At 62.4% G+C, this 18,188-nt stretch carries 16 protein-coding genes and 1 other annotated feature; of the genes, 2 read left to right on the top strand and 14 right to left on the bottom strand.

All coding sequences use genetic code 11. The annotated features are described in order from the left end of the window. Window positions 1-41: 41 nt before the first annotated feature. The 12 genes from ACJ8HT_RS09250 to ACJ8HT_RS09195 all read right to left on the bottom strand — a co-directional run bounded on the left by ACJ8HT_RS09250 (window position 42) and on the right by ACJ8HT_RS09195 (window position 13,346). Entirely contained in the window at window positions 42-1,346 is a 1,305-nt protein-coding gene (locus ACJ8HT_RS09250) for an inosine/guanosine kinase (RefSeq protein WP_025301797.1), read from the bottom strand. Window positions 1,347-1,436: 90 nt separating this feature from the next. Then, window positions 1,437-2,399: a ferrochelatase gene (hemH, locus tag ACJ8HT_RS09245; RefSeq protein WP_004940253.1), complete on the bottom strand. Its 963-nt coding sequence runs from the start codon at window positions 2,397-2,399 to the stop codon at window positions 1,437-1,439. A gap of 119 nt (window positions 2,400-2,518) precedes the next feature. Further along, window positions 2,519-3,682 carry a glycerate kinase gene (locus ACJ8HT_RS09240; protein ID WP_197652279.1) on the bottom strand — a complete coding sequence of 388 codons (1,164 nt, stop codon included), beginning with the start codon at window positions 3,680-3,682 and terminating at the stop codon, window positions 2,519-2,521. Between the two features lie 9 nt (window positions 3,683-3,691). Continuing rightward, the gene (locus ACJ8HT_RS09235; protein WP_038875012.1) at window positions 3,692-4,957 is read right to left on the bottom strand and encodes a GntP family permease; all 1,266 of its coding nucleotides are present in this window, start codon (window positions 4,955-4,957) and stop codon (window positions 3,692-3,694) included. A gap of 119 nt (window positions 4,958-5,076) precedes the next feature. Beyond that, the gene (locus ACJ8HT_RS09230; protein WP_197652280.1) at window positions 5,077-6,210 is read right to left on the bottom strand and encodes a sugar diacid recognition domain-containing protein; all 1,134 of its coding nucleotides are present in this window, start codon (window positions 6,208-6,210) and stop codon (window positions 5,077-5,079) included. 166 nt (window positions 6,211-6,376) lie between these two features. Then, on the bottom strand, window positions 6,377-7,021 hold the full coding sequence (gene adk, locus ACJ8HT_RS09225; protein ID WP_004940261.1) for an adenylate kinase: 645 nt from the start codon (window positions 7,019-7,021) through the stop codon (window positions 6,377-6,379). A 202-nt stretch (window positions 7,022-7,223) separates the two neighbouring features. Then, on the bottom strand, window positions 7,224-9,089 hold the full coding sequence (htpG, locus tag ACJ8HT_RS09220; protein ID WP_049199924.1) for a molecular chaperone HtpG: 1,866 nt from the start codon (window positions 9,087-9,089) through the stop codon (window positions 7,224-7,226). A 144-nt stretch (window positions 9,090-9,233) separates the two neighbouring features. Then, complete coding sequence (gene recR / locus ACJ8HT_RS09215) at window positions 9,234-9,839, bottom strand: recombination mediator RecR (RefSeq protein ID WP_004940263.1); 606 nt, start codon at window positions 9,837-9,839, stop codon at window positions 9,234-9,236. Next, complete coding sequence (locus ACJ8HT_RS09210) at window positions 9,839-10,168, bottom strand: YbaB/EbfC family nucleoid-associated protein (RefSeq protein WP_025301790.1); 330 nt, start codon at window positions 10,166-10,168, stop codon at window positions 9,839-9,841. The genes recR and ACJ8HT_RS09210 overlap by 1 nt, the downstream gene beginning before the upstream one ends. Window positions 10,169-10,209: 41 nt before the next feature. After that, on the bottom strand, window positions 10,210-12,168 hold the full coding sequence (gene dnaX / locus ACJ8HT_RS09205; RefSeq protein WP_197652281.1) for a DNA polymerase III subunit gamma/tau: 1,959 nt from the start codon (window positions 12,166-12,168) through the stop codon (window positions 10,210-10,212). After that, window positions 10,813-10,877 (bottom strand) — a sequence feature (DnaX frameshifting element). (Overlaps the previous gene by 65 nt.) 92 nt (window positions 12,169-12,260) lie before the next feature. Next, window positions 12,261-12,812 (bottom strand): adenine phosphoribosyltransferase, encoded by a 552-nt coding sequence (gene apt / locus ACJ8HT_RS09200; RefSeq protein WP_197652282.1) that lies wholly within the window; start codon window positions 12,810-12,812, stop codon window positions 12,261-12,263. Between the two features lie 153 nt (window positions 12,813-12,965). After that, the gene (locus ACJ8HT_RS09195) at window positions 12,966-13,346 is read right to left on the bottom strand and encodes a DUF454 family protein (RefSeq protein ID WP_194571123.1); all 381 of its coding nucleotides are present in this window, start codon (window positions 13,344-13,346) and stop codon (window positions 12,966-12,968) included. 134 nt (window positions 13,347-13,480) lie between these two features. Between ACJ8HT_RS09195 and priC the strand changes: the two genes are divergently transcribed. Then, window positions 13,481-14,017 (top strand): primosomal replication protein PriC, encoded by a 537-nt coding sequence (gene priC, locus ACJ8HT_RS09190; RefSeq protein ID WP_194571121.1) that lies wholly within the window; start codon window positions 13,481-13,483, stop codon window positions 14,015-14,017. 108 nt (window positions 14,018-14,125) lie between these two features. Beyond that, entirely contained in the window at window positions 14,126-14,305 is a 180-nt protein-coding gene (gene rsmS / locus ACJ8HT_RS09185) for a pleiotropic regulatory protein RsmS (RefSeq protein WP_016928837.1), read from the top strand. A 41-nt stretch (window positions 14,306-14,346) separates the two neighbouring features. Here the strand turns inward: rsmS and mscK are convergent, their stop codons facing one another. Both mscK and ACJ8HT_RS09175 read right to left on the bottom strand, forming a co-directional pair. Beyond that, entirely contained in the window at window positions 14,347-17,730 is a 3,384-nt protein-coding gene (gene mscK, locus ACJ8HT_RS09180; protein ID WP_197652283.1) for a mechanosensitive channel MscK, read from the bottom strand. Between the two features lie 100 nt (window positions 17,731-17,830). Continuing rightward, a complete protein-coding gene (locus tag ACJ8HT_RS09175; RefSeq protein ID WP_033647269.1) occupies window positions 17,831-18,184 on the bottom strand; it encodes a DsrE/DsrF/TusD sulfur relay family protein in 354 nt (117 codons plus the stop codon). Window positions 18,185-18,188 lie beyond the last annotated feature (4 nt).

Genomic DNA, 18,188 nt, shown 5'->3' with positions numbered 1-18,188 from the left:
AAAAAGGTCCGGCATTGCCGGACCTTTTCTTTTTCAGCGGGTTAACGCTCCCAGTAGGACTCTTCCAGGCTGTCTTCCCGCTCCGGCAGGCCACGGGTGAGGCGCGGCGAATGCTGGTTCAACACCTGGTAGCTGACGCGGTTGGCGTATTTGCACACCTGCGCCAGGGAGGAATAAGTCAGGTAGCTGCGCACGTGCTTGCTGGAATTCGGCACGTTATGGCGGTGATAGCCGTTGGCGGCAATATCGTGCAGCAACGCCGACAGCGCGCCGTCGCCGGCGCCGTTGGTGTTCATGATCCTCTCCGGCCCGCCCATATACGGCGCGATGTGCGAATAAACGCGCAGCGGATTTTCACAGTGTTCACGGCGCATGGCGCGGCTGAATTCGTAGCGGTTGAACTCGGCGATATGCCCCGGCAGCAGCGGGTGCTGGGTCTGGCGCTTGTTGGCCTCTTCGGTGTAGCCCGCCATATACAGGCCGTTCGGCCCGGCGGTGCACAGCACCAGATCCACCCACTCCAGCGCCATGTCCGAGGCGGTCAACGGATCGCTCAGCCCGGTCAGCTCCAGCGCTTCGTCTTCGTTCATCGCCAGAATCGTCACGTTTTCCTTCAGGAAGTCGCGCCACCACTGCGGGTTGTCGGCGATCACGTACTTGGTGCCCAGCGTCAATACCACCGGCACGTCGTGTTTTTTGGCGTATTCGATCGCCTGCAGGGTGGCGGCCTTCATCGGCTCCCCTTCCTTGCAGCGCACCAGATAAGAGCTCAGCACCAGCGCCGACGCGCCGGCGATCACCTCTTCAGGAATGCTTTCCGGGCGCAGCTGGTTCATCTGGCCCGGGTTGATGGCGAAGGTGCGCTCGCCGCTTTCGCCAATCAGCGTGAAACAGCGGCCGATGGCGCCATCAACGCCCTGCAGATAGTTAAGATCGGTACGGCTGGAGGTATTGCACAGGTAACGGTAGGCATAGCTGCCGATTTTCACGTTGCTGCACATCACGCCGAGCAGCACCGAGCGATCGTCCGCCAGCACCGAATAGTTGTGCATGGTATTGCCGATGGTGCCGCCGGCGAACTGATGGGTAACCAGGTTGTTTTCATTCAGTTCCTGATACAGCGCCTCGGCGACGTCGTCTTCGATCACCAGAGAGTGGCCCAGGCTCAGGCCGTAGCGCTGGACAAAAGCGTCGTCCACCTTCGCCTCGATATCCACCAGCGTCTGATCGATGCCGACGATATACGAGGTGCTGATTTCACTTTCGGGCTGGGCCTGCTGCAGAAGCGGATCGCGGGCGCTCACCGGGAAATAGTGTTTGGACTTGCGTTTACCAGGAAATTTCATGTGATTGGCGGTGGTGACGGTTTAACAAGCGGAGAATGTTAACACATCCCCGCCCGATCACGATGCATCTAATATACAGATTATGGATGATTACAGGCGCTGCGCCACCAGTTGCTGCATCATATCGATATGCGCCGGCTCATCGTTCAACGCCGAGATATATTCAAACTTCTCGCCGCCGGCCTTGAGGAAGATCTCGCGGTTCTGTTCTTTGATCTCTTCCAGCGTTTCCAGGCAGTCCGCCGAGAAACCGGGGCAAATCAGCTGAATGTGCTTCACGCCCTGCGCCGGCAGCCCCTTCAGGGTCTCATCGGTGTACGGCGTCAGCCACGGCTCGCGGCCGAAGCGCGATTGGTACGTCATCATCACGCGTTCCGGCGCCAGCGGCAGCGTGGCGCTCAGCGCACGCAGGGTGTCCTCGCAGCGCTGCGGGTAGTCGTCGCCCAGGCGCGCATAACGTTTGGGAATACCGTGGAACGACAGCACCAGCCGATCCGGCTGGCCGTGCTCGGCGAACGAGCGCTCCACGCTTTGCTGCAGCGCGGCGATGTAGGCCGGATGTTCGGCGTAATCGCGGATGAAGGCCACAGAAGGCAAACGGCGATAGCCTTTCAGCACCCGCGCCACGCCATCCCATACCGCCGCGCTGGTGGAACAGGAATATTGCGGATAGAGCGGCAGCACCACCAGGTTGGTCACGCCCTGCGCCAGCAGCTTGTCGATGGCTTCCGCCAGGCTCGGCGAGCCGTAGCTCATGCCCAGCTCCACCGGCGTATTCGGCATGCGCGCCGCCAGCGCCCGCTGTTGGCGGCGGCTGTACACCAACAGCGGCGAGCCCTCTTCCATCCACACCGACTGATACAGCTTCGCCACGCGCGGCGAACGGATCGGCAAGATCGCGCCGTTGAGGATCGGCCACCAGATCAGCGGCGCCGTATCGACCACGCGATCGTCACTGAGGAATTCCTTCAGATAGCGTTTGACCGCCGACGAGGTCGGCGCATCTGGTGTGCCCAGGTTCACCAGCAATACGCCGTGTTTCTCTTGCTTCATCTCAGTTCCCCTCATTTCCTTTCCGGCCGGCATTCCGTTCTGGGTCGGGATGTCAGCAGCCATTAATGCCGGCTATTGTAACGGAAAAGTCCTGCGTCGAAACCGATAACAGCAACAGGCTATGCCTGTGGGCCTTCCCTTTGCGCCAGTTGCCACACCGCCGCCACGTTGCGCGCCGTCACCTGCAGATTGCGATCGGCGTCCGCCAGCGCTTCTTCCAGCGTCACGATGCGGTCGAGCACCGAAAACGCCGCGTCGATGCCGTGTTGATGCACCACCTGGTAATCCGGCGTCAGGCTGCCGGCGATGGCGATCACCGGCACCCCGTGGCGCTTGGCCACCCGCGCCACGCCGATCGGCGTTTTGCCGTGGATCGACTGGCTGTCCAGCCGCCCTTCGCCGGTGATCACCAAATCGGCATCGCGCACCGCCTCATCCAGACGCAACGTTTCGGTGACGATCTCGATGCCCGGCCGCAAACGCGCGCTGAGCATGCCGAGCAACGCCGCCCCCATACCGCCCGCCGCGCCCGCGCCCGGCTGGGTGAGCACGGCGCGGCCGGTTTCCCGCTCCAGCAGTTCGCCATAGTGATGCAGTGCCGCATCGAGCTGCGCCACCATCTCCGGCGTCGCTCCCTTCTGCGGCCCGAACACCGCCGAGGCGCCCTTTTCGCCACACAGCGGGTTATCGACGTCGCAGGCGGCGGTCACGCTCACCCGTTGCCAACGCGCATCCAGCCCGGTGAGATCGAGGTGCGCCAGCTGCGCCAGGGCTGCCCCGCCCACCGGCAGCGGCAGGCGCTCCTTATCCAGCAACTTCACGCCCAGCGCCTGCATCATCCCGGCGCCGCCGTCGTTGGTGGCGCTGCCGCCGATGCCGAGAATGATCGCCTTCACGCCGCGCTCCAGCGCCGCCAGCATCAGTTCGCCGGTGCCGTAACTGGTGGTGATGCGCGGATCGCGCCGGCCGGGCGGCGCCAGGTGCAGCCCGGAAGCGGCGGCCATTTCAATCACTGCGGTTTCGCCGTCACCCAGCAGGCCATAGAACCCCTGCACCGGCTCTCCCAGCGGCCCGGTGACCGTCACCTGGACGATTTCACCGCCGGTGGCCGCCACCATCGACTCCACCGTGCCTTCGCCGCCGTCCGCCATCGGCAGCTTCACGTAGTGCGCCTGCGGATAAATTTGGCGAAATCCCCGCTCGATGGCGTCGGCAACGCCGAGCGCGCTCAGGCTCTCTTTGAAAGAATCCGGGGCAATAACCACTTTTTTCAGCGTTTTCATCACTGTTCCTTATCCCGCCAGGTTAAACACGCCAAACATCAGCGCCGAGATTGCCGCGATGGTGAATCCCACCAGCGTTTCATACGGCAACAGCTTCAGCCGCTCGTGCACCGCCATATTGACGCTGCCGCCGGTGGCGTGGAAGAAGCTGCCGTGCGGCAGGTGATCCAGCACCGTGGCGCCCGCATGGATCATCGCCGCGCCGGCCAGCCCGCTCACACCCAGCTCGAGCAGCGTAGAGCTGAACACCCCGGAAGCCACGGCGGTGCCGGCGGTGGTCGATGCGGTCGCCATCGACATCAGCGCGCCGGACAGCGGCGCCAGCAGCCAGGCCGGCAGCCCGGTGTGCGTTAAGCCGTTAATCAAGACATCCTTCAGCGCCGAGTTGGCGATAATGCCCGCCAGCGTGCCGGTGCCGAGCAGCATGATCGCCACCGGCGCCATGCGCGACAGGCCGGAGACCATAAAATGATTGCACTGGCGGATACGCCCCATCAGCAGCGCGCCCGCCAACCCGCCGGCCGGCAGCGCGATCAGCGGATCGACGGCGATACCGGCGATCGGCCGCAGCGACAGCAGCAGGATCGCCACCAGCGGCGCGCTGATCGCCGCAGCGAAGCCCGGCCGCGCCCCTTCGGCATGCTGAGTCAGCTCTTCGGCCATCACTTTGCTGCCTTTATCGCTCAGGCGACGCGCCAGCAGATAGGCCACCACCAGGCCGCACAGCCCCGGCACGATGCCGGCCATCATCACCGAAGTGAGCGGCACGTGGAAGTTGTCCGCCGCCGCAATGGTGTTCGGGTTGGGCGACATCACGTTGCCGGCCTTGCCGCCGCCGATCATCGCCAGCAGGATCGCCGCGCGCGAAATGCCGGCCTTCTGGGCGATCGACAGCGCGATCGGTGCGACGGTGATCACCGCCACGTCGATAAATACTCCCACCGCCGTCAGGATCAGTGTAGCCACCGCCAGCGCCAGCAGCGCGCGGGTTTCGCCCACCTTGCGCACGATAGTTTCGGCAATGGTGTGCGCCGCGCCGGATTCGATCAGCACCCCGGCCAGCACCCCCGCCGCCAGAATGCGCATCACGGCGTTGGTGATGCCCTGCGCCCCGCCGATCATCAGCGTTACGGTCTGCACCAGGTCGGCGCCGCCGCACAGCCCGCCCGCCAGCGCGCCGGCGATCATGCCGTAAGCCGGTGGCACCTTGCGTAGAATCAGGACGATGGCGACGGCTAACGCCACCAGCGCCCCCAGAGTGGATACGGTTGTCATTGTTGTTTTCTCCGTGGTTGATGTGCAGGCCAACATATCCCGCGCGCCCGGCGTTGGCCTGAGGGGAAACAACAAAAAATCGCCGGGTGAACGGCGTGGAATTTGTGGGTTGGCACAACTCAGTCGTGCATCAGCATGCCGATATACAACCGCAGAGCGTCGGTTAATTGATTGATTTTCATGCCGGTTATCGCTTCGATGCGCTGCAGGCGATAGCGCAGGGTATTGACGTGGATATGCAGCTGCGCGGCGGTCTGCGTCTGATCACAATTCTGCGAAAAATAGTGGCGCAGCGTGCCGCGCAGCACGCCTTTTTCGTCCTGTTCGCCCAGCCTCCGCCAGGGGCGCCCCAGCTCCTGCGCGCGCCAGTCCTCCCCCAGATCGCACAACAGCGACGGCAGCGGGTAGTCGTGGTAGAACAGCGTGGCGTGACGCAGTTTCAGGCGCTGCGCCATCGCCTGGGTGGCGCGCGCCGTCAGGCTGGAACGGTAGGCGCTCTGCGGATCGTCATAAAAACCGCCGACGATCAAGCGCACCCGAAAGCGGTGTTTGAGTTGGTTTTGCAAACGCTGCGCCTGTTGGCGTTCCAGCTTCAGGCTCCATTCACCCTGCGCCATGCAGGCCGGGCGCAGCAGGGTCATTTCATTGAAGCCGGTAATGGCGATCAACGCATCGCGCTGGGTGGCCTCCAGCTCCGCCAGCAGCTCGCGCAGCAGGTGCGGCTGCGCCTCTTGCAGCTCGACGATCCACACGATGCGCGCCTGGCGCAGATCCAATCCCAGATACGCCGCCATCGCTTGCAGCGACGCGGTGTTCGGCTGCGGCTGCAGCAGCTGGTTCGCCAGCTCTTCCCGGTAGCGCTTTTCCCACTGGTGCTGATCCAGCAGCGCCGCCTGCTCCACCATCAACTCCGCCGCCATCTTCACCAGCTCGGCGTAGGCGCGCACCTCGGCCGGTTCGCCGGAGATGCCGATCACCCCCACCCGCTGGTTGCGAAAGCTGAACGGCAGATTGATGCCGGGCCGCACACCCTTCAGATGCTCGGCGGTGGCGCGGTCGATTTCCACCACCCGATTCTCGGCCAGCGCCAGCACCGCGCCTTCATGGCGCTGGAACAGGCGCTGCGGGTTGCCGGAGGCGATGATCACACCGTTGCTGTCCATCACGTTGACGGAATGGCTGATGATGCCCATCGCCCGCTGGACGATCTGGCGCGCGGTGGCTTCCGCCAGAAGATTGGTTTGTCTGAGCATGCCCGGCTCCCTGCTGAGGGTGAAAACGCAGGCTTGTTATACGCCATTTGGCGCGGGCGATTAATGGGCACGGCCGCAACAAGCCGCCGCGATCACAATTTGGCGGGAAAACGGCAAAAAAAAACGCCGGGCCACAGGCCCGGCGTCATGCACAATCCGCTTGCGATCAACCGAGGATGGTCGCCAGCTCTGCGCTCACTTCGGCGACCTTGCGGGTGCCGTCGATTTTGCGGTATTGGGTGTTACCCGCTGCCGCTTCTTTGCTGTAGTAAGAGATCAGCGGCGCGGTCATCTGATGGTATTCCACCAGGCGCTTGCGCACGGTCTCTTCCTGATCGTCCTTGCGCGTGGTCAGCTCTTCGCCGGTCACGTCGTCTTTGCCTTCCACCTGCGGCGGATTGAACTTCACGTGGTATACGCGGCCGGACGGCGCGTGCACGCGGCGGCCAACGATGCGGTCAACGATCAGCTCGTCCGGCACGTCGAACTCCAGCACGAAGTCCACGTTGATGCCGGCTTCTTTCATCGCGTCAGCCTGCGGAATGGTGCGTGGGAAACCGTCCAGCAGGAAGCCCTTGCGGCAATCTTCCTGAGCGATGCGCTCTTTGACCAGCGCGATCACCAGCTCATCGGTCACCAGCTTGCCGGCGTCCATGATCTCTTTCGCCTGCTTGCCCAGTTCACTGCCGGCCTTCACGGCTGCGCGCAACATATCACCGGTGGAGATTTGCGGAATGCCGTATTTCTCCATGATGAATTGAGCCTGAGTACCTTTACCAGCGCCCGGAGCGCCCAGCAGAATGATACGCATTGCGTAAATCCCCTTGCTATGTAGTTTTTATAAAATTGCGAAAACGCTCAACGATACCATTTCAGGGGGGGCAGGCTCAAGGCGCGCGAAGGAAATCGATTGCGGAATGTGCAAAAAAGCGGGCAAGCAAAAGGCGAGAAAAAGCGGGGAAAAATCGACAATGCGCCCCTAACGGTGCCGTTAAGGGCGCATATCTTCAGCTTTAGGCGGACAGTAACTTATTCATGCGGCGGATGAACAGGTTCGGATCCTCCAGCGTGCCGCGTTCAGCCAGCAGCGCCTGATCCAATAACAGGTCGATCCATTCGGCGAAATGTTCGTTATCGCCCACATCGGATGCTCGTTTGACCAACGCATGCTCCGGGTTAAGTTCGAAAATGTACTTCACTTCCGGCGCCTGCTGGCCGGCGGCGGCGAACAGCTTGGCCATCTGGGTGCTCATTTCATCGGCGTCGGTTACCACGATCGCCGGCGTATCGGTCAGGCGGTGCGTCAGGCGCACATCCTTCACACGCTCGCCCAGCAGGGTTTTCACGCGTTCGATGAACGGTTCCAGCTGTTTCTCGGCGGCCTTCTGCTCTTCGGTTTCATCCGCCAATTTATCCAGCGTTTCATCCGCTTTGCTGACCGACTGGAACGGCTTGCCGTCGAACTCGGTCAGGTAGCTCATCATCCACTCGTCGATGCGATCGGACAGCAGCAACACTTCGATGCCTTTCTTGCGGAACAGCTCCAGGTGCGGGCTGCTCTTGGCGGCGGCGTAGCTGTCGGCGGTGATGTAGTAAATCTTCTCCTGCCCTTCCGCCATGCGGCCGACGTACTCTTCCAGCGACACGGTCTGCGCCGAGCTGTCGCCGTGGGTGGAGGCAAAGCGCAGCAGCTTGGCGATCGCTTCCTGGTTGCCGTTGTCTTCCGCCGGGCCCTCTTTCAGCACCAGACCGAACTGCTGCCAGAATTTCTGGTAGCCTTCGGCGTCGTCTTTGGCCAGCTTATCCAGCATCTGCAGCACGCGCTTGGTCAGCGCGCCGCGCAGGTTTTGCGTTACGCGGCTGTCTTGCAGGATCTCGCGCGACACGTTCAGCGGCAGATCGTTGGAATCGATCAGGCCGCGCACGAAGCGCAGGTAGTTCGGCATGAACTGCTCGGCGTCGTCCATGATGAACACGCGCTGCACGTACAGCTTCAGGCCGTGCTTGTGATCGCGGTTCCACATGTCCCACGGCGCCTGCGCCGGGATATATAGCAGGCTGGTGTACTCCTGCTTGCCTTCTACCCGGTTGTGGCTCCAGCTCAGCGGATCGGTGAAGTCGTGGGCAATGTGCTTGTAGAACTCTTTGTACTCTTCGTCGGTCACGTCAGCCTTGCTGCGGGTCCACAGGGCCTGCGCCTTGTTGATCTTCTCCCAAGTGACGGTATCGTCTTCTTCGTTTTTGCTTTCGATCTCTACCGGCAAGGCGATGTGATCGGAATATTTGCCGATCACCGAGCGCAGGCGCCAGGCGTCGAGGTACTCATCTTCGCCTTCGCGCAGATGCAGGGTGATCTCGGTGCCGCGGGTCTCTTTGGTGATATCGGCGATGGTGTAGTCGCCTTCGCCGGCGGACTCCCAGAACACGCCTTCGTCATCGGCGGCGCCGGCGGCGCGGGTGCGCACGGTCACTTTGTCCGCCACGATGAATGCCGAGTAGAAACCGACGCCGAACTGGCCGATCAGCTGGCTGTCTTTCGCCTGGTCGGAGCCGATGGATTCCAGGAACGCTTTGGTGCCGGACTTGGCGATGGTGCCGAGGTTTTCGATCACTTCTTCGCGGCGCATGCCGATGCCGTTGTCGGCGATGGTCAGGGTGCGCTGCTCTTTATCGAAGGACAAGCGTACGCGCAGCTCGCCGTCACCGGCGTACAGCTCTGGCGCGGACAGGGCGCGGAAGCGCAGCTTGTCGGCGGCGTCAGAGGCGTTGGAGATCAGCTCACGCAGGAAAATTTCTTTGTTGGAGTACAGCGAATGGATCATCAAATGAAGCAGCTGTTTTACTTCAGACTGGAACCCGCGGGTTTCTTGACCTTTCATACTCATTGATTACCTCAAAAGACAATGGCTACCAAAATCGAACAATGAGGATCAGATGAGGGTCAGGGTCTTGTTTTTCAAGCGGACGGCGGGAGATTTTTGGCAAAAAAATGACGGGGCCGAATGGCCCCGTCCGGGAAAACATCAGAACTTGATGGCGTGGCGCCCGGCCAGCGAATGCGACAGCGTGGTGCCGTCGACCATTTCCAGCTCGCCACCCACCGGCACGCCGTGGGCGATACGGCTGGCGAGCACGCCATACTGGCCGCACATCTCGGCGATGTAGTTGGCGGTCGCTTCCCCTTCCACCGTCGGGTTGGTGGCGAGGATCACTTCGGTGATGCTTTCCTTTTCCAGCCGTTGCTCCAGGCGATCCAGACCGATATCGCCCGGCCCGATGCCGTCCAGCGGCGACAGATGGCCCATCAGCACAAAGTAGCGCCCGGCGAACTGGCCGGTCTGCTCGATGGCGTGGATATCCGCCGGGCTTTCCACCACGCAAATCTGGCCGTTTTGCTGACGGCGCGGATTGGCGCAGATGGTGCAAACGTCCTGCTCGGTGAAGGTGCGGCAATCGGCGCAGTGGCCGATCTCCGACATCGCGCGCGTCAACGCCTGCGCCAGGCGCATGCCGCCGCTGCGATCGCGCTGCAGCAGCTGAAACGCCATGCGCTGCGCCGATTTCGGGCCGACGCCCGGCAGGCAGCGCAGCGCCTCCATCAGGGATTCAAGGAGCGGGCTGGTTTGCATCAGAACGGCATCTTGAAGCCAGGCGGCAACTGCATGCCGCTGGAGACGGAAGCCATTTTCTCTTTCTGGGTCTCTTCGATGCGGCGCGCGGCGTCGTTAAACGCGGCGGCGATCAGATCTTCCAGCATGTCTTTGTCATCTTCCATCAGGCTAGGATCGATCTCCACGCGGCGGCAGTTGTGCGCGCCGTTGATGGTGACTTTCACCAGGCCCGCGCCAGATTCGCCGGTCACTTCCAATTTGGCGACTTCTTCCTGCATCTGCTGCATTTTTTCTTGCATTTGCTGGGCTTGCTTCATCAGGTTGCCCAGACCGCCTTTACCAAACATAGTCGTCTCTCGTCGCTAGGGCCGCGCACCTCGCGCGGCGTTTAAAGGGGGCGAATACTCTCTTCATCCAGATCCGCGTCGAAGAACCGACACAGCGTCTGAATATGGGTATCCGCAACGATGGACTGGCGCGCCTGCGCCAGCTTTTCTTCATAGATGGCTTGTCGCCACTCCAGCGGGGTGCGCTCCGCCGGATTATCGTCCTCTATCACGGTCAGCTCGATCGGGCTGCCGTACAGCTCACCGAGCGCTTCGGCCAACGTCTTCTGCGCCGAAGGCGAATTCAGATGACGCTGCGAAGACCGCAGATGAAGGCAAATCTTGCCCGCTTCCGGCTGCTGCTTGAAGGCGTTCAACGCCAGCTGCTGCACCAGTTTCGGGATCTTCAGCCTGTCGATTTCCGCCGCCCAGGCGTCGCGCTCCAGCGACTCCACCACCAGCTTGGCGGCCAGCTCCGGCGTTTTCTCGTGCTCCAACGCCGTGCGCAGCGCTTTCGGCGTCGCCAGCGGTTCCGGCGCCGCTTCCGGCTCGGTCTGCGCGCGCCAGCGATAGGCTTCCGGCTTGGCCGGTTTTTCCGGCACCTTCTTCTCTGCCAGGCGCTGCTGGCTACGCTCGGTCACGGAAGCCAAACGCCCCAGCGCCGAGTTTGCCGGCCGCGCTATTCCTGGCGCCGCCGGCTCATTCTTTTTTGGTGTGGATGCTCCCTGCTGCCGCTGCAGCTGGGACCGCGCTTTCAACAGCTGGGCGGTGGCATCCGGTAATGGGGTCGATGATTGTCGCGGTGGCGCGGCCGGCTGCCCTAGCGGCGGCGGCGCGTCCTGAAACTGCGGTGGCTGTTGCGGTGCGGCGGCCTGCGGCTGCGCCATCGGTGCCGGCGCGGTCTGCACCAACGCCACCGGCTCCGGGATCACCGCTTTCGGGTGAAACGCCAGCGCGCGCAGCAGGGTCATCTCAACCCCCATGCGGCGATCCGGCGCATAGGCCAGCTCTTTGCGGCCCACCAGCAGCGTCTGGTAGTAAAGTTGCACATCGGCCGGCGGCAGGGTGCGCGCCAGCTCGCGCAGCCGTTGTTCCACGGCGGCGTAGTGGTTGTCGAGCATCGAAGGCAGCAGCTGCACCATCGCAATGCGGTGCAGCAGCGCCAGCGTCTCCACCAGCAGGTTTTCCCAGTCCACGCCGCGCGAAGCGGCCTGCGCGACCTGCGCCATCACCTTTTCGCCGTCGGCGCTGACCAGCGCTTCGAGGATCGCCAGCGGCTGCTCGTCATCGAGCGTGCCGAGCATCTGGCTGACGGTGGCGGCGGTCACCTGCCCCTGCCCCATGGCGATCGCCTGATCGGTCAGGCTCAGCGCATCGCGCATGCTGCCGTCGGCGGCGCGCGCCAGCAGCTGCAGCGCACGGGCGTCGCTGGTGATCTGCTCCGCCGTCAGCACCGTTTCCAGCTGCTGGCGGATCTGATCGACGTCCAGCGCCTTGAGGTGGAACTGCAGACAGCGCGAGAGAATGGTCACCGGCAACTTTTGCGGATCGGTGGTGGCCAACAGGAATTTGACATGCGACGGCGGCTCTTCCAGCGTTTTCAGCAACGCATTGAAGCTGTGGCGCGAGAGCATGTGCACTTCGTCGATCAGGTAGACCTTGAAGCGGCCGCGCGCCGGCGCGTACTGGACGTTGTCCAGCAGATCGCGGGTATCTTCCACCTTGGTTCGGGAAGCGGCGTCGATCTCGATCAGATCGACGAAGCGCCCCTGCTCGATCTCGCGGCAGTTGTCGCATTGGCCGCACGGCGTGGCGGTGATGCCGGTTTCACAGTTCAGGCCTTTGGCCAGCAGGCGCGCGATGGTGGTTTTCCCCACGCCGCGGGTGCCCGAGAACAGATAGGCGTGATGGATCCGCCCCAGCGAGAGGCCGTTGGCCAGCGCGGTCAGGACATGTTCCTGGCCGACCACGTCTGCGAACGTTTGAGGGCGCCACTTACGGGCGAGAACCTGATAGCTCATTAATACCGGAGAAGTCGAGGAATCTGGAGGGTCATGCTAACACAGCCCCGCGGCGATCCGCGAGGCCGTTGTGCCCAAGGGGCGATGCCGCCTCAATGGCCGGCGAAGTCCACCAGGCAGTAGCAGTCGATGCCCAGCTTGTTCAGACGCGCTTCCCCGCCCAGATCCGGCAGGTTGATGATGAACGCGGCATCTTTCACTTCACCGCCCAAGCGGCGGATCAGTTTGGTGGTCGCTTCGATGGTGCCGCCGGTCGCCAGCAGATCGTCCACCACCAGCACTTTGTCACCCGCGGTGATGGCGTCGGTGTGGATCTCCAGCTTGTCGGTGCCGTACTCCAGCTCATAGCTTTCGCTGAGCGTGGCGCGCGGCAGTTTGCCCGGTTTGCGCACCGGCACGAAACCGACGCCCAATGCCAGCGCGACGGGCGCGCCGAACAGGAAACCACGCGCTTCGGTACCCACCACCTTGGTCACGCCCGCTTCGCGATAGCGCTCAACCAGCAGCTCGATGCTGGCGGCATAGGCCAACGGATTTTCCAGCAGGCTGGTCACGTCGCGGAACAGGATGCCCGGCTTCGGATAATCCGGGATGGTTTTGATACTGTCTTTAATAAACTGAAGCTGCTGCGCAGTAGAGGTCATAATTGTTGCCTGATAAAACTGCCTGAAAACCGGCGCGCCGCTCACCCACCGCCCCCGGGTGAAACACACCGGAGAAGAAATGGCAGGCGATCCGCGCACGAAAACGCCCAAATCTATGCAAACTGGCGGACAAATGCAACCGGCGGCGCACAATCAGCGCTGTTTTTGTTGCGACAGGTCAATAACCGGCAGGCGCAGCATAAAGGTCAGCAAAATGGCCAGCATCAGCAGCAACAGTCCGCGCACCCACCAGATTTTCACCAGCCACAGCGAACAGGCGAAGGTGAGCACGATCACCAGCACCGCCTTCCACTTCGCCCCCGGCGGCAGCGCGCGATGCTGCTGCCAGTGACGCAGGTAGGGACCGAACCAGGAGCGGTGCAGCAGCCAGTGATGAAAGCGCGGCGAAGAGCGGGCGAAGCACCAGGCGGCCAACAGCAGGAACGGCGTGGTCGGCAGCAGCGGCAGCGCCACGCCCAACGTCGCCAGCACCACCGCCAGCCAGCCTAAAATGATCAATAACCCACGCGTCATGCGGCTCTTCGCTCCTCAACCAGTTGCCGCCTACTGTAGCATCGGTGCCGCGCCGGCGGAATATGCGTGCGGCGCTTGTTTCACGGCAGGATCGCGGGCAAGCTTACGCCTGTTGAAATCAAGAGGGAGCTTATGTGAGCACTCAGCGTCTATTACAGGTGTTGGCACAGCAAATCGCGGCGCTGGCGGCCGAAGTGACCCCGCGCGGCGATGTTCCGATCCCGCAGGCACGCTTCGACGCCGCCCTGTTCGCCAATCGCGGCACGCGGCTGCGCGATTACCTGGCCGAGGTGGAGAGGAATTTCACCCAGCTGCAAAGCGCCGCCAACGACAGCCGCACCAGCCAGGTGGCCTTTCTGGCCGAAAAACTGGTGGCTCAGATCGCCGCCCTGCAGCGCGAGCTGGCAACCCAGGCGCTGCGGCGCAAGAACCAGCCGAAAGAAGCCCCCGAGGCCGATCTGTACCACAAGCTGGCCGAGCATCAGGACTACGAACGCCGGCTGATCGCCATGATTCAGGATCGGGAAAGCCTGCTGGGGCGCCAGACCACGCTGGCGGCGCAGCAAAAGCTGCAGCACGAGCTGGCGGCGCTGGAGGGGAGACTGATGCGCTGCCGCCAAGCGCTGGCGCGCATCGAACGCAATATCGAGCGCAAAGAAAACGGTTTTTGAAGATTTATCACAATATTTTAATGATTATTCCCGGTTGCGCGCCGGGTTCACTATACTCTGCCGGTACGCGAGTTATTCATCCCATTAATTAATATAAGCGCAGGTGCTATGTCTCTGGAAAACGCGTCACCCGAACTGCAGCTGGCGGTAGACTTGATTTACCTGCTGGAGTGCAACGAGATCGATCCGGCCACCGCGCTGGCGGCGCTGGATATCGTCAAACGGGACTATCAGGAAAAGCTGCAGCGCGCCGGCGTCACCTCTCCCTATCTGCCTGCCGGACAGTGAGCAGGGACAGCGCCGCTGTCCCTTTCGTCTTTCAACGCTTATCAGCCCGCCGTCTGGCCGCCTTCATCCGGCGACAGCGTTCTTTTCACTTCCTGCACTTCATTGCCCTGCTGGTTATGCAGATAGACCTCCAGCTGGTTGAAAGCGATGTCGATGTCGTTTTCCCGACACAAACGATCGATTGAGCGGTTCAGCTCGTCCACGGTGTAGCTGCGATCGCGCAGTTCGCGCACATACAGCCGCAGCTCGTGATCCAGCGTGCTGGCGCCGAAGTTGAGGAAGAACACCTGCGGTTCGGGATCGGTCATCACCCGCGGGTTGTCATGCGCCGCCTGCAGCAGCACCTTTTTCACCTTGTCGAGATCGGAACCGTAGGCCACGCCCACCTTGATCAGCACGCGGGTGATGGTGTCGGACAGTGACCAGTTGATCAACCGCTCGGTGACGAACGCCTTGTTCGGAATGATCACCTCTTTGCGATCGAAGTCGGTAATGGTAGTGGCGCGAATGCGGATCTTGCTGACCGAACCGGAGAAGGTGCCGATGGTGATGGTATCGCCGATGCGGATCGGGCGTTCGAACAGAATGATCAGGCCGGAGACGAAGTTGGCGAAGATTTCCTGCAGGCCGAAGCCCAGCCCGACCGTCAGACCGGCGGCCAGCCATTGCAGTTTGTCCCAGGAGACGCCCAGCGATCCCAATGCGACTACTGCGCCCACGGCGGTGATCAGGTAAGTGAGCACGGTGGTGATAGCATAGGATGCCCCCTGCCGCAGCTGCAGCCGCGACAGCACCACCACCTCCAGCAAACCGGGCAGGTTGCGGGTGAGCACGTAGGCGACGATCACCGCGGCGATCGCCACCATCATGTTGCCCAGCGTCACCGCCTGCGACACGCTGCTGCCCGCCACGGTGCTGGTGTAATGCCACAGCGTGATGCTGTCCAGGTAAGCGATGACCGTCACCAGATCCGACCAAATGGCGTAGAAGGCGCTGGCGAAGATAGCAAACAGCACCAGGGTGGTCAGGCGCAGCGACTGCTGGTTGATCTGATCGAGCGCCAACGGCGGCTCCTCCACCACCGGCTCGCCGCCTTCGGCCCCCTCCTTCGCCACGTTTTGCCGCCGCGCCAGCGCGCGCCGGTAGGCCAGACGCCGCGCCGCCACGCTCAGACCGCGCAGCGCGGTCAGGTACACGATATTCCACAGGAAGAACAGATACAGGCTGTCTATCCAACGGCTGGCCAGCCGCAGCGTGGTATAGAAGTAGCCGGCGAACATCAGCCCCAGCAGGATCAGCGGCGTGGCGGCGAGCGCGGTGACCACCACCAGCCGCACGGCGTGCGAGCCCTTTTCACGCCAGCTGTCGCGGCACAGCGGGAACACCAGCACCGTGAGCAGCGCCAGCGTCAACATCACCACGATCTGGCCGATGACGTCCTCCACCAGGCGCAGCGGCGCTTTTTCGCCCAAGACCGACCAGAAGATCAGCGGCTGCAGCGCCAGCCCCAGCCGCAGCGTCTGGCGACGGTAATGCGCGCACAGGTTGGTGCCGAAATTGAAATGCCGCTCGGCGATGCCGCCCGGTTTCAGCATGCGGTAGCTGAAGCCGAACACCAGCCATGACAGCGCCAGCTGCTGCGACAGCGCCCAGATAAAGTCGCTGATGCCGAAGTCCGCGCGATACATCCAGAAACCGACGCCGAGCAGCAGCGCGGCGCCGGGCAACACCTTCAGCAAGGTCAGCGCGATGGCCTTCGGCGTATGCAGCTGGCCGTCGCGTTTAAGCTGCCCCACGTCGTTGGCCAGCTTTTGCAGATGGCCGTCGATCAGCCGGTAGCGCCAGCGCAATAGCCCGATCGCCAGCAGCATCGGGATCAGGAACACCAGCGCATTCAAACCGCCCTGCAATAGCTTGCCGCCATCGAATTTGATATCGAGCCCGGCGAGCTGATCGCGCACCGCCTCAGGCATCGCCTTCAGCCACGCCAGATCGACCGGCTTGTTGCTGTTGACCCAGAAAATCTGCTGGGTCAGCGTATCCTGCAACGAACCGTAGACGCTGGTCAGCTGCTGCTGGTTGATCTGCAGGTTGATCGATAACGACAGCTGGTTGCTGAGCTGCTTGTTCAGCTGATCCAGCAGCTCGCGGCGCATGTCGACAATTTCGTTCAGCGCGTCTATCACTTCCGGGCCGGCCTTTTCCTTGCTTTCGGCCACCAGCTGATTGATGTAATCCTCCCCCTTGAACAGATCGTCGCGTTGCTGATTGATATCGAACTGCTCCAGCCGCAGATCGGCGATGCGCGTGTCTATATCCGCCAGCAGTGTGCCCTGCGGCAGGCTCTGCTGCTGCTGATACAGAATGCGCGACAGCACCAGGCTGCCCTTCAGCACCTGAATCTGCTCTTTCAGGTTACGTTCCGCCTGCAGACCGCGATCGAGCCAGTTTTTGACCCGAATATTCTGCTGGAACAGGGTGTTGCTCTCTTCGGTGGCGGCGATCAGCTGCTGACTCAGCTGGCGGTTGACGTCCAACTGCTTGCTGACCAACTGATCGTGCTGGATATCGGTGGCGTCTTCTGGGTTCTGCGCCTCTTTGGCGGTTTTTTCAGACAGCGTCAGGCGCTTGCTGTTGACGAGCTCCTGCAGCAGCTGCACCGACCGATCCAGCGCGTCGATATGCGCCGTGGTGTAATCGCGCTGTTTTTGCAGCAGATCTTGTAGCGTGGTGTTGGCTTCCAGGCTCTTGCGCTGCAGCTCCAGCTGCGCGTTGAGCAGCGCCTGTTCGGTGTTCAGCATCACCTGCTGGCTGTTGCGCAGCGAATCTTGCCCCGGTGTCTGGCCGCTGAGCTGGCTGCGGATCTCCTGTAGGCGCTGCGAAGCGGCGTACATGGTGCTCTGCACCCGTTCAGGCTGGGTTTGCAGCGACACCAGTTGGCTGTTGTAGGTGGAGAGGCTCTCCTGCGCGCTTTGCAGCTCGTCGAGCGTTTGATACAGCCGGCTTTCGAGCTGGCGCAGCGACAGCGGCAACAGTGCGGCGCGCGCGGCCGCGTTGTCCGTCGGCCGCTTCAGCGCATCCAGTTCGGCGGTGACCTGATTGAGCTTCGCCGGCGCCTGCTGCACCTGCTGTTTAAGCTGTGCGGCGTCCTGCCGGTTGCGCTCGATGGCGTCCAGCAGCTCCAGCGTACGGGTTAAATCCTGTTGGGAGAGCTTTTCGACCGGCGTCAGGGCTTTTTGCTTGTTCAGCGTTTCCAGCTGGCTTTGCACTTCGCTGCGCTGCGGCAGATCGCCGTTCAGCGCCGCCTGTGCCGGCAAGCAGCACGCAAAAATCAGGAAAAGGAGTGTCGCGGCGGCGATGCGCCGCCGGCATGCGCCGACAAACGTGAGCGGCGCCAGAGAAGGCAGAGTCAACCAGCGATGCATGATTTGGCTTCGGATCGGTAAAGAAGCCTGAAGATTATCACGATCGCCGGCGGGCAACGAACAACAAAAGCGTTGCCGGTGATGTCCCGTTGTCGCGAAATCAGAAAGTCAGCACTTTCTCCGCCGCCAGCGTCCACTGCGCCAGCTCGACCAGCGTGCCGATCGCCACGCCGTCCGCCAGCGGCAAGCGGCTGACGCCGCGCGCGTCGGCGCAGGTCTTGCACAGCTTGACCGGCACCTGCTGCGCGGTAAGGATCTCCAGCATCTGCTGCAGGTGATACCCTTCGTGCGGCTGCTGCCCGGCCAGCCCGGCCACCACCGCGTCGGACATCAGAAACAGCCGCAGGTCGAGGCTACTCTGCTGCTCTTTCATGGCAATGGCCAACCGCAGCGCATTGAACAAGGATTCATGGCCATAGGCGGCGCCATTGGCGATGAGAACGATGGATGACATGAAA

It is taken from the genome of Serratia sp. CY44782 (assembly GCF_052168715.1).
In the GTDB taxonomy this organism is placed as follows: Bacteria; Pseudomonadota; Gammaproteobacteria; order Enterobacterales; family Enterobacteriaceae; genus Serratia; species Serratia nevei.
Note: the sequence above shows the minus strand (reverse complement) of the source record. Positions and strands in the feature narration are given on the sequence as shown.

Excerpts from the sequence above, each read along its gene's own strand:
- ACJ8HT_RS09250 (WP_025301797.1), bottom strand. The coding sequence starts at position 1,346 with ATGAAATTTCCTGGTAAACGCAAGTCCAAACACTATTTCCCGGTGAGC.
- hemH (WP_004940253.1), bottom strand. The coding sequence starts at position 2,399 with ATGAAGCAAGAGAAACACGGCGTATTGCTGGTGAACCTGGGCACACCA.
- ACJ8HT_RS09240 (WP_197652279.1), bottom strand. The coding sequence starts at position 3,682 with ATGAAAACGCTGAAAAAAGTGGTTATTGCCCCGGATTCTTTCAAAGAG.
- ACJ8HT_RS09235 (WP_038875012.1), bottom strand. The coding sequence starts at position 4,957 with ATGACAACCGTATCCACTCTGGGGGCGCTGGTGGCGTTAGCCGTCGCC.
- ACJ8HT_RS09230 (WP_197652280.1), bottom strand. The coding sequence starts at position 6,210 with ATGCTCAGACAAACCAATCTTCTGGCGGAAGCCACCGCGCGCCAGATC.
- adk (WP_004940261.1), bottom strand. The coding sequence starts at position 7,021 with ATGCGTATCATTCTGCTGGGCGCTCCGGGCGCTGGTAAAGGTACTCAG.
- htpG (WP_049199924.1), bottom strand. The coding sequence starts at position 9,089 with ATGAAAGGTCAAGAAACCCGCGGGTTCCAGTCTGAAGTAAAACAGCTG.
- recR (WP_004940263.1), bottom strand. The coding sequence starts at position 9,839 with ATGCAAACCAGCCCGCTCCTTGAATCCCTGATGGAGGCGCTGCGCTGC.
- ACJ8HT_RS09210 (WP_025301790.1), bottom strand. The coding sequence starts at position 10,168 with ATGTTTGGTAAAGGCGGTCTGGGCAACCTGATGAAGCAAGCCCAGCAA.
- dnaX (WP_197652281.1), bottom strand. The coding sequence starts at position 12,168 with ATGAGCTATCAGGTTCTCGCCCGTAAGTGGCGCCCTCAAACGTTCGCA.
- apt (WP_197652282.1), bottom strand. The coding sequence starts at position 12,812 with ATGACCTCTACTGCGCAGCAGCTTCAGTTTATTAAAGACAGTATCAAA.
- ACJ8HT_RS09195 (WP_194571123.1), bottom strand. The coding sequence starts at position 13,346 with ATGACGCGTGGGTTATTGATCATTTTAGGCTGGCTGGCGGTGGTGCTG.
- rsmS (WP_016928837.1), top strand. The coding sequence starts at position 14,126 with ATGTCTCTGGAAAACGCGTCACCCGAACTGCAGCTGGCGGTAGACTTG.
- mscK (WP_197652283.1), bottom strand. The coding sequence starts at position 17,730 with ATGCATCGCTGGTTGACTCTGCCTTCTCTGGCGCCGCTCACGTTTGTC.
- ACJ8HT_RS09175 (WP_033647269.1), bottom strand. The coding sequence starts at position 18,184 with ATGTCATCCATCGTTCTCATCGCCAATGGCGCCGCCTATGGCCATGAA.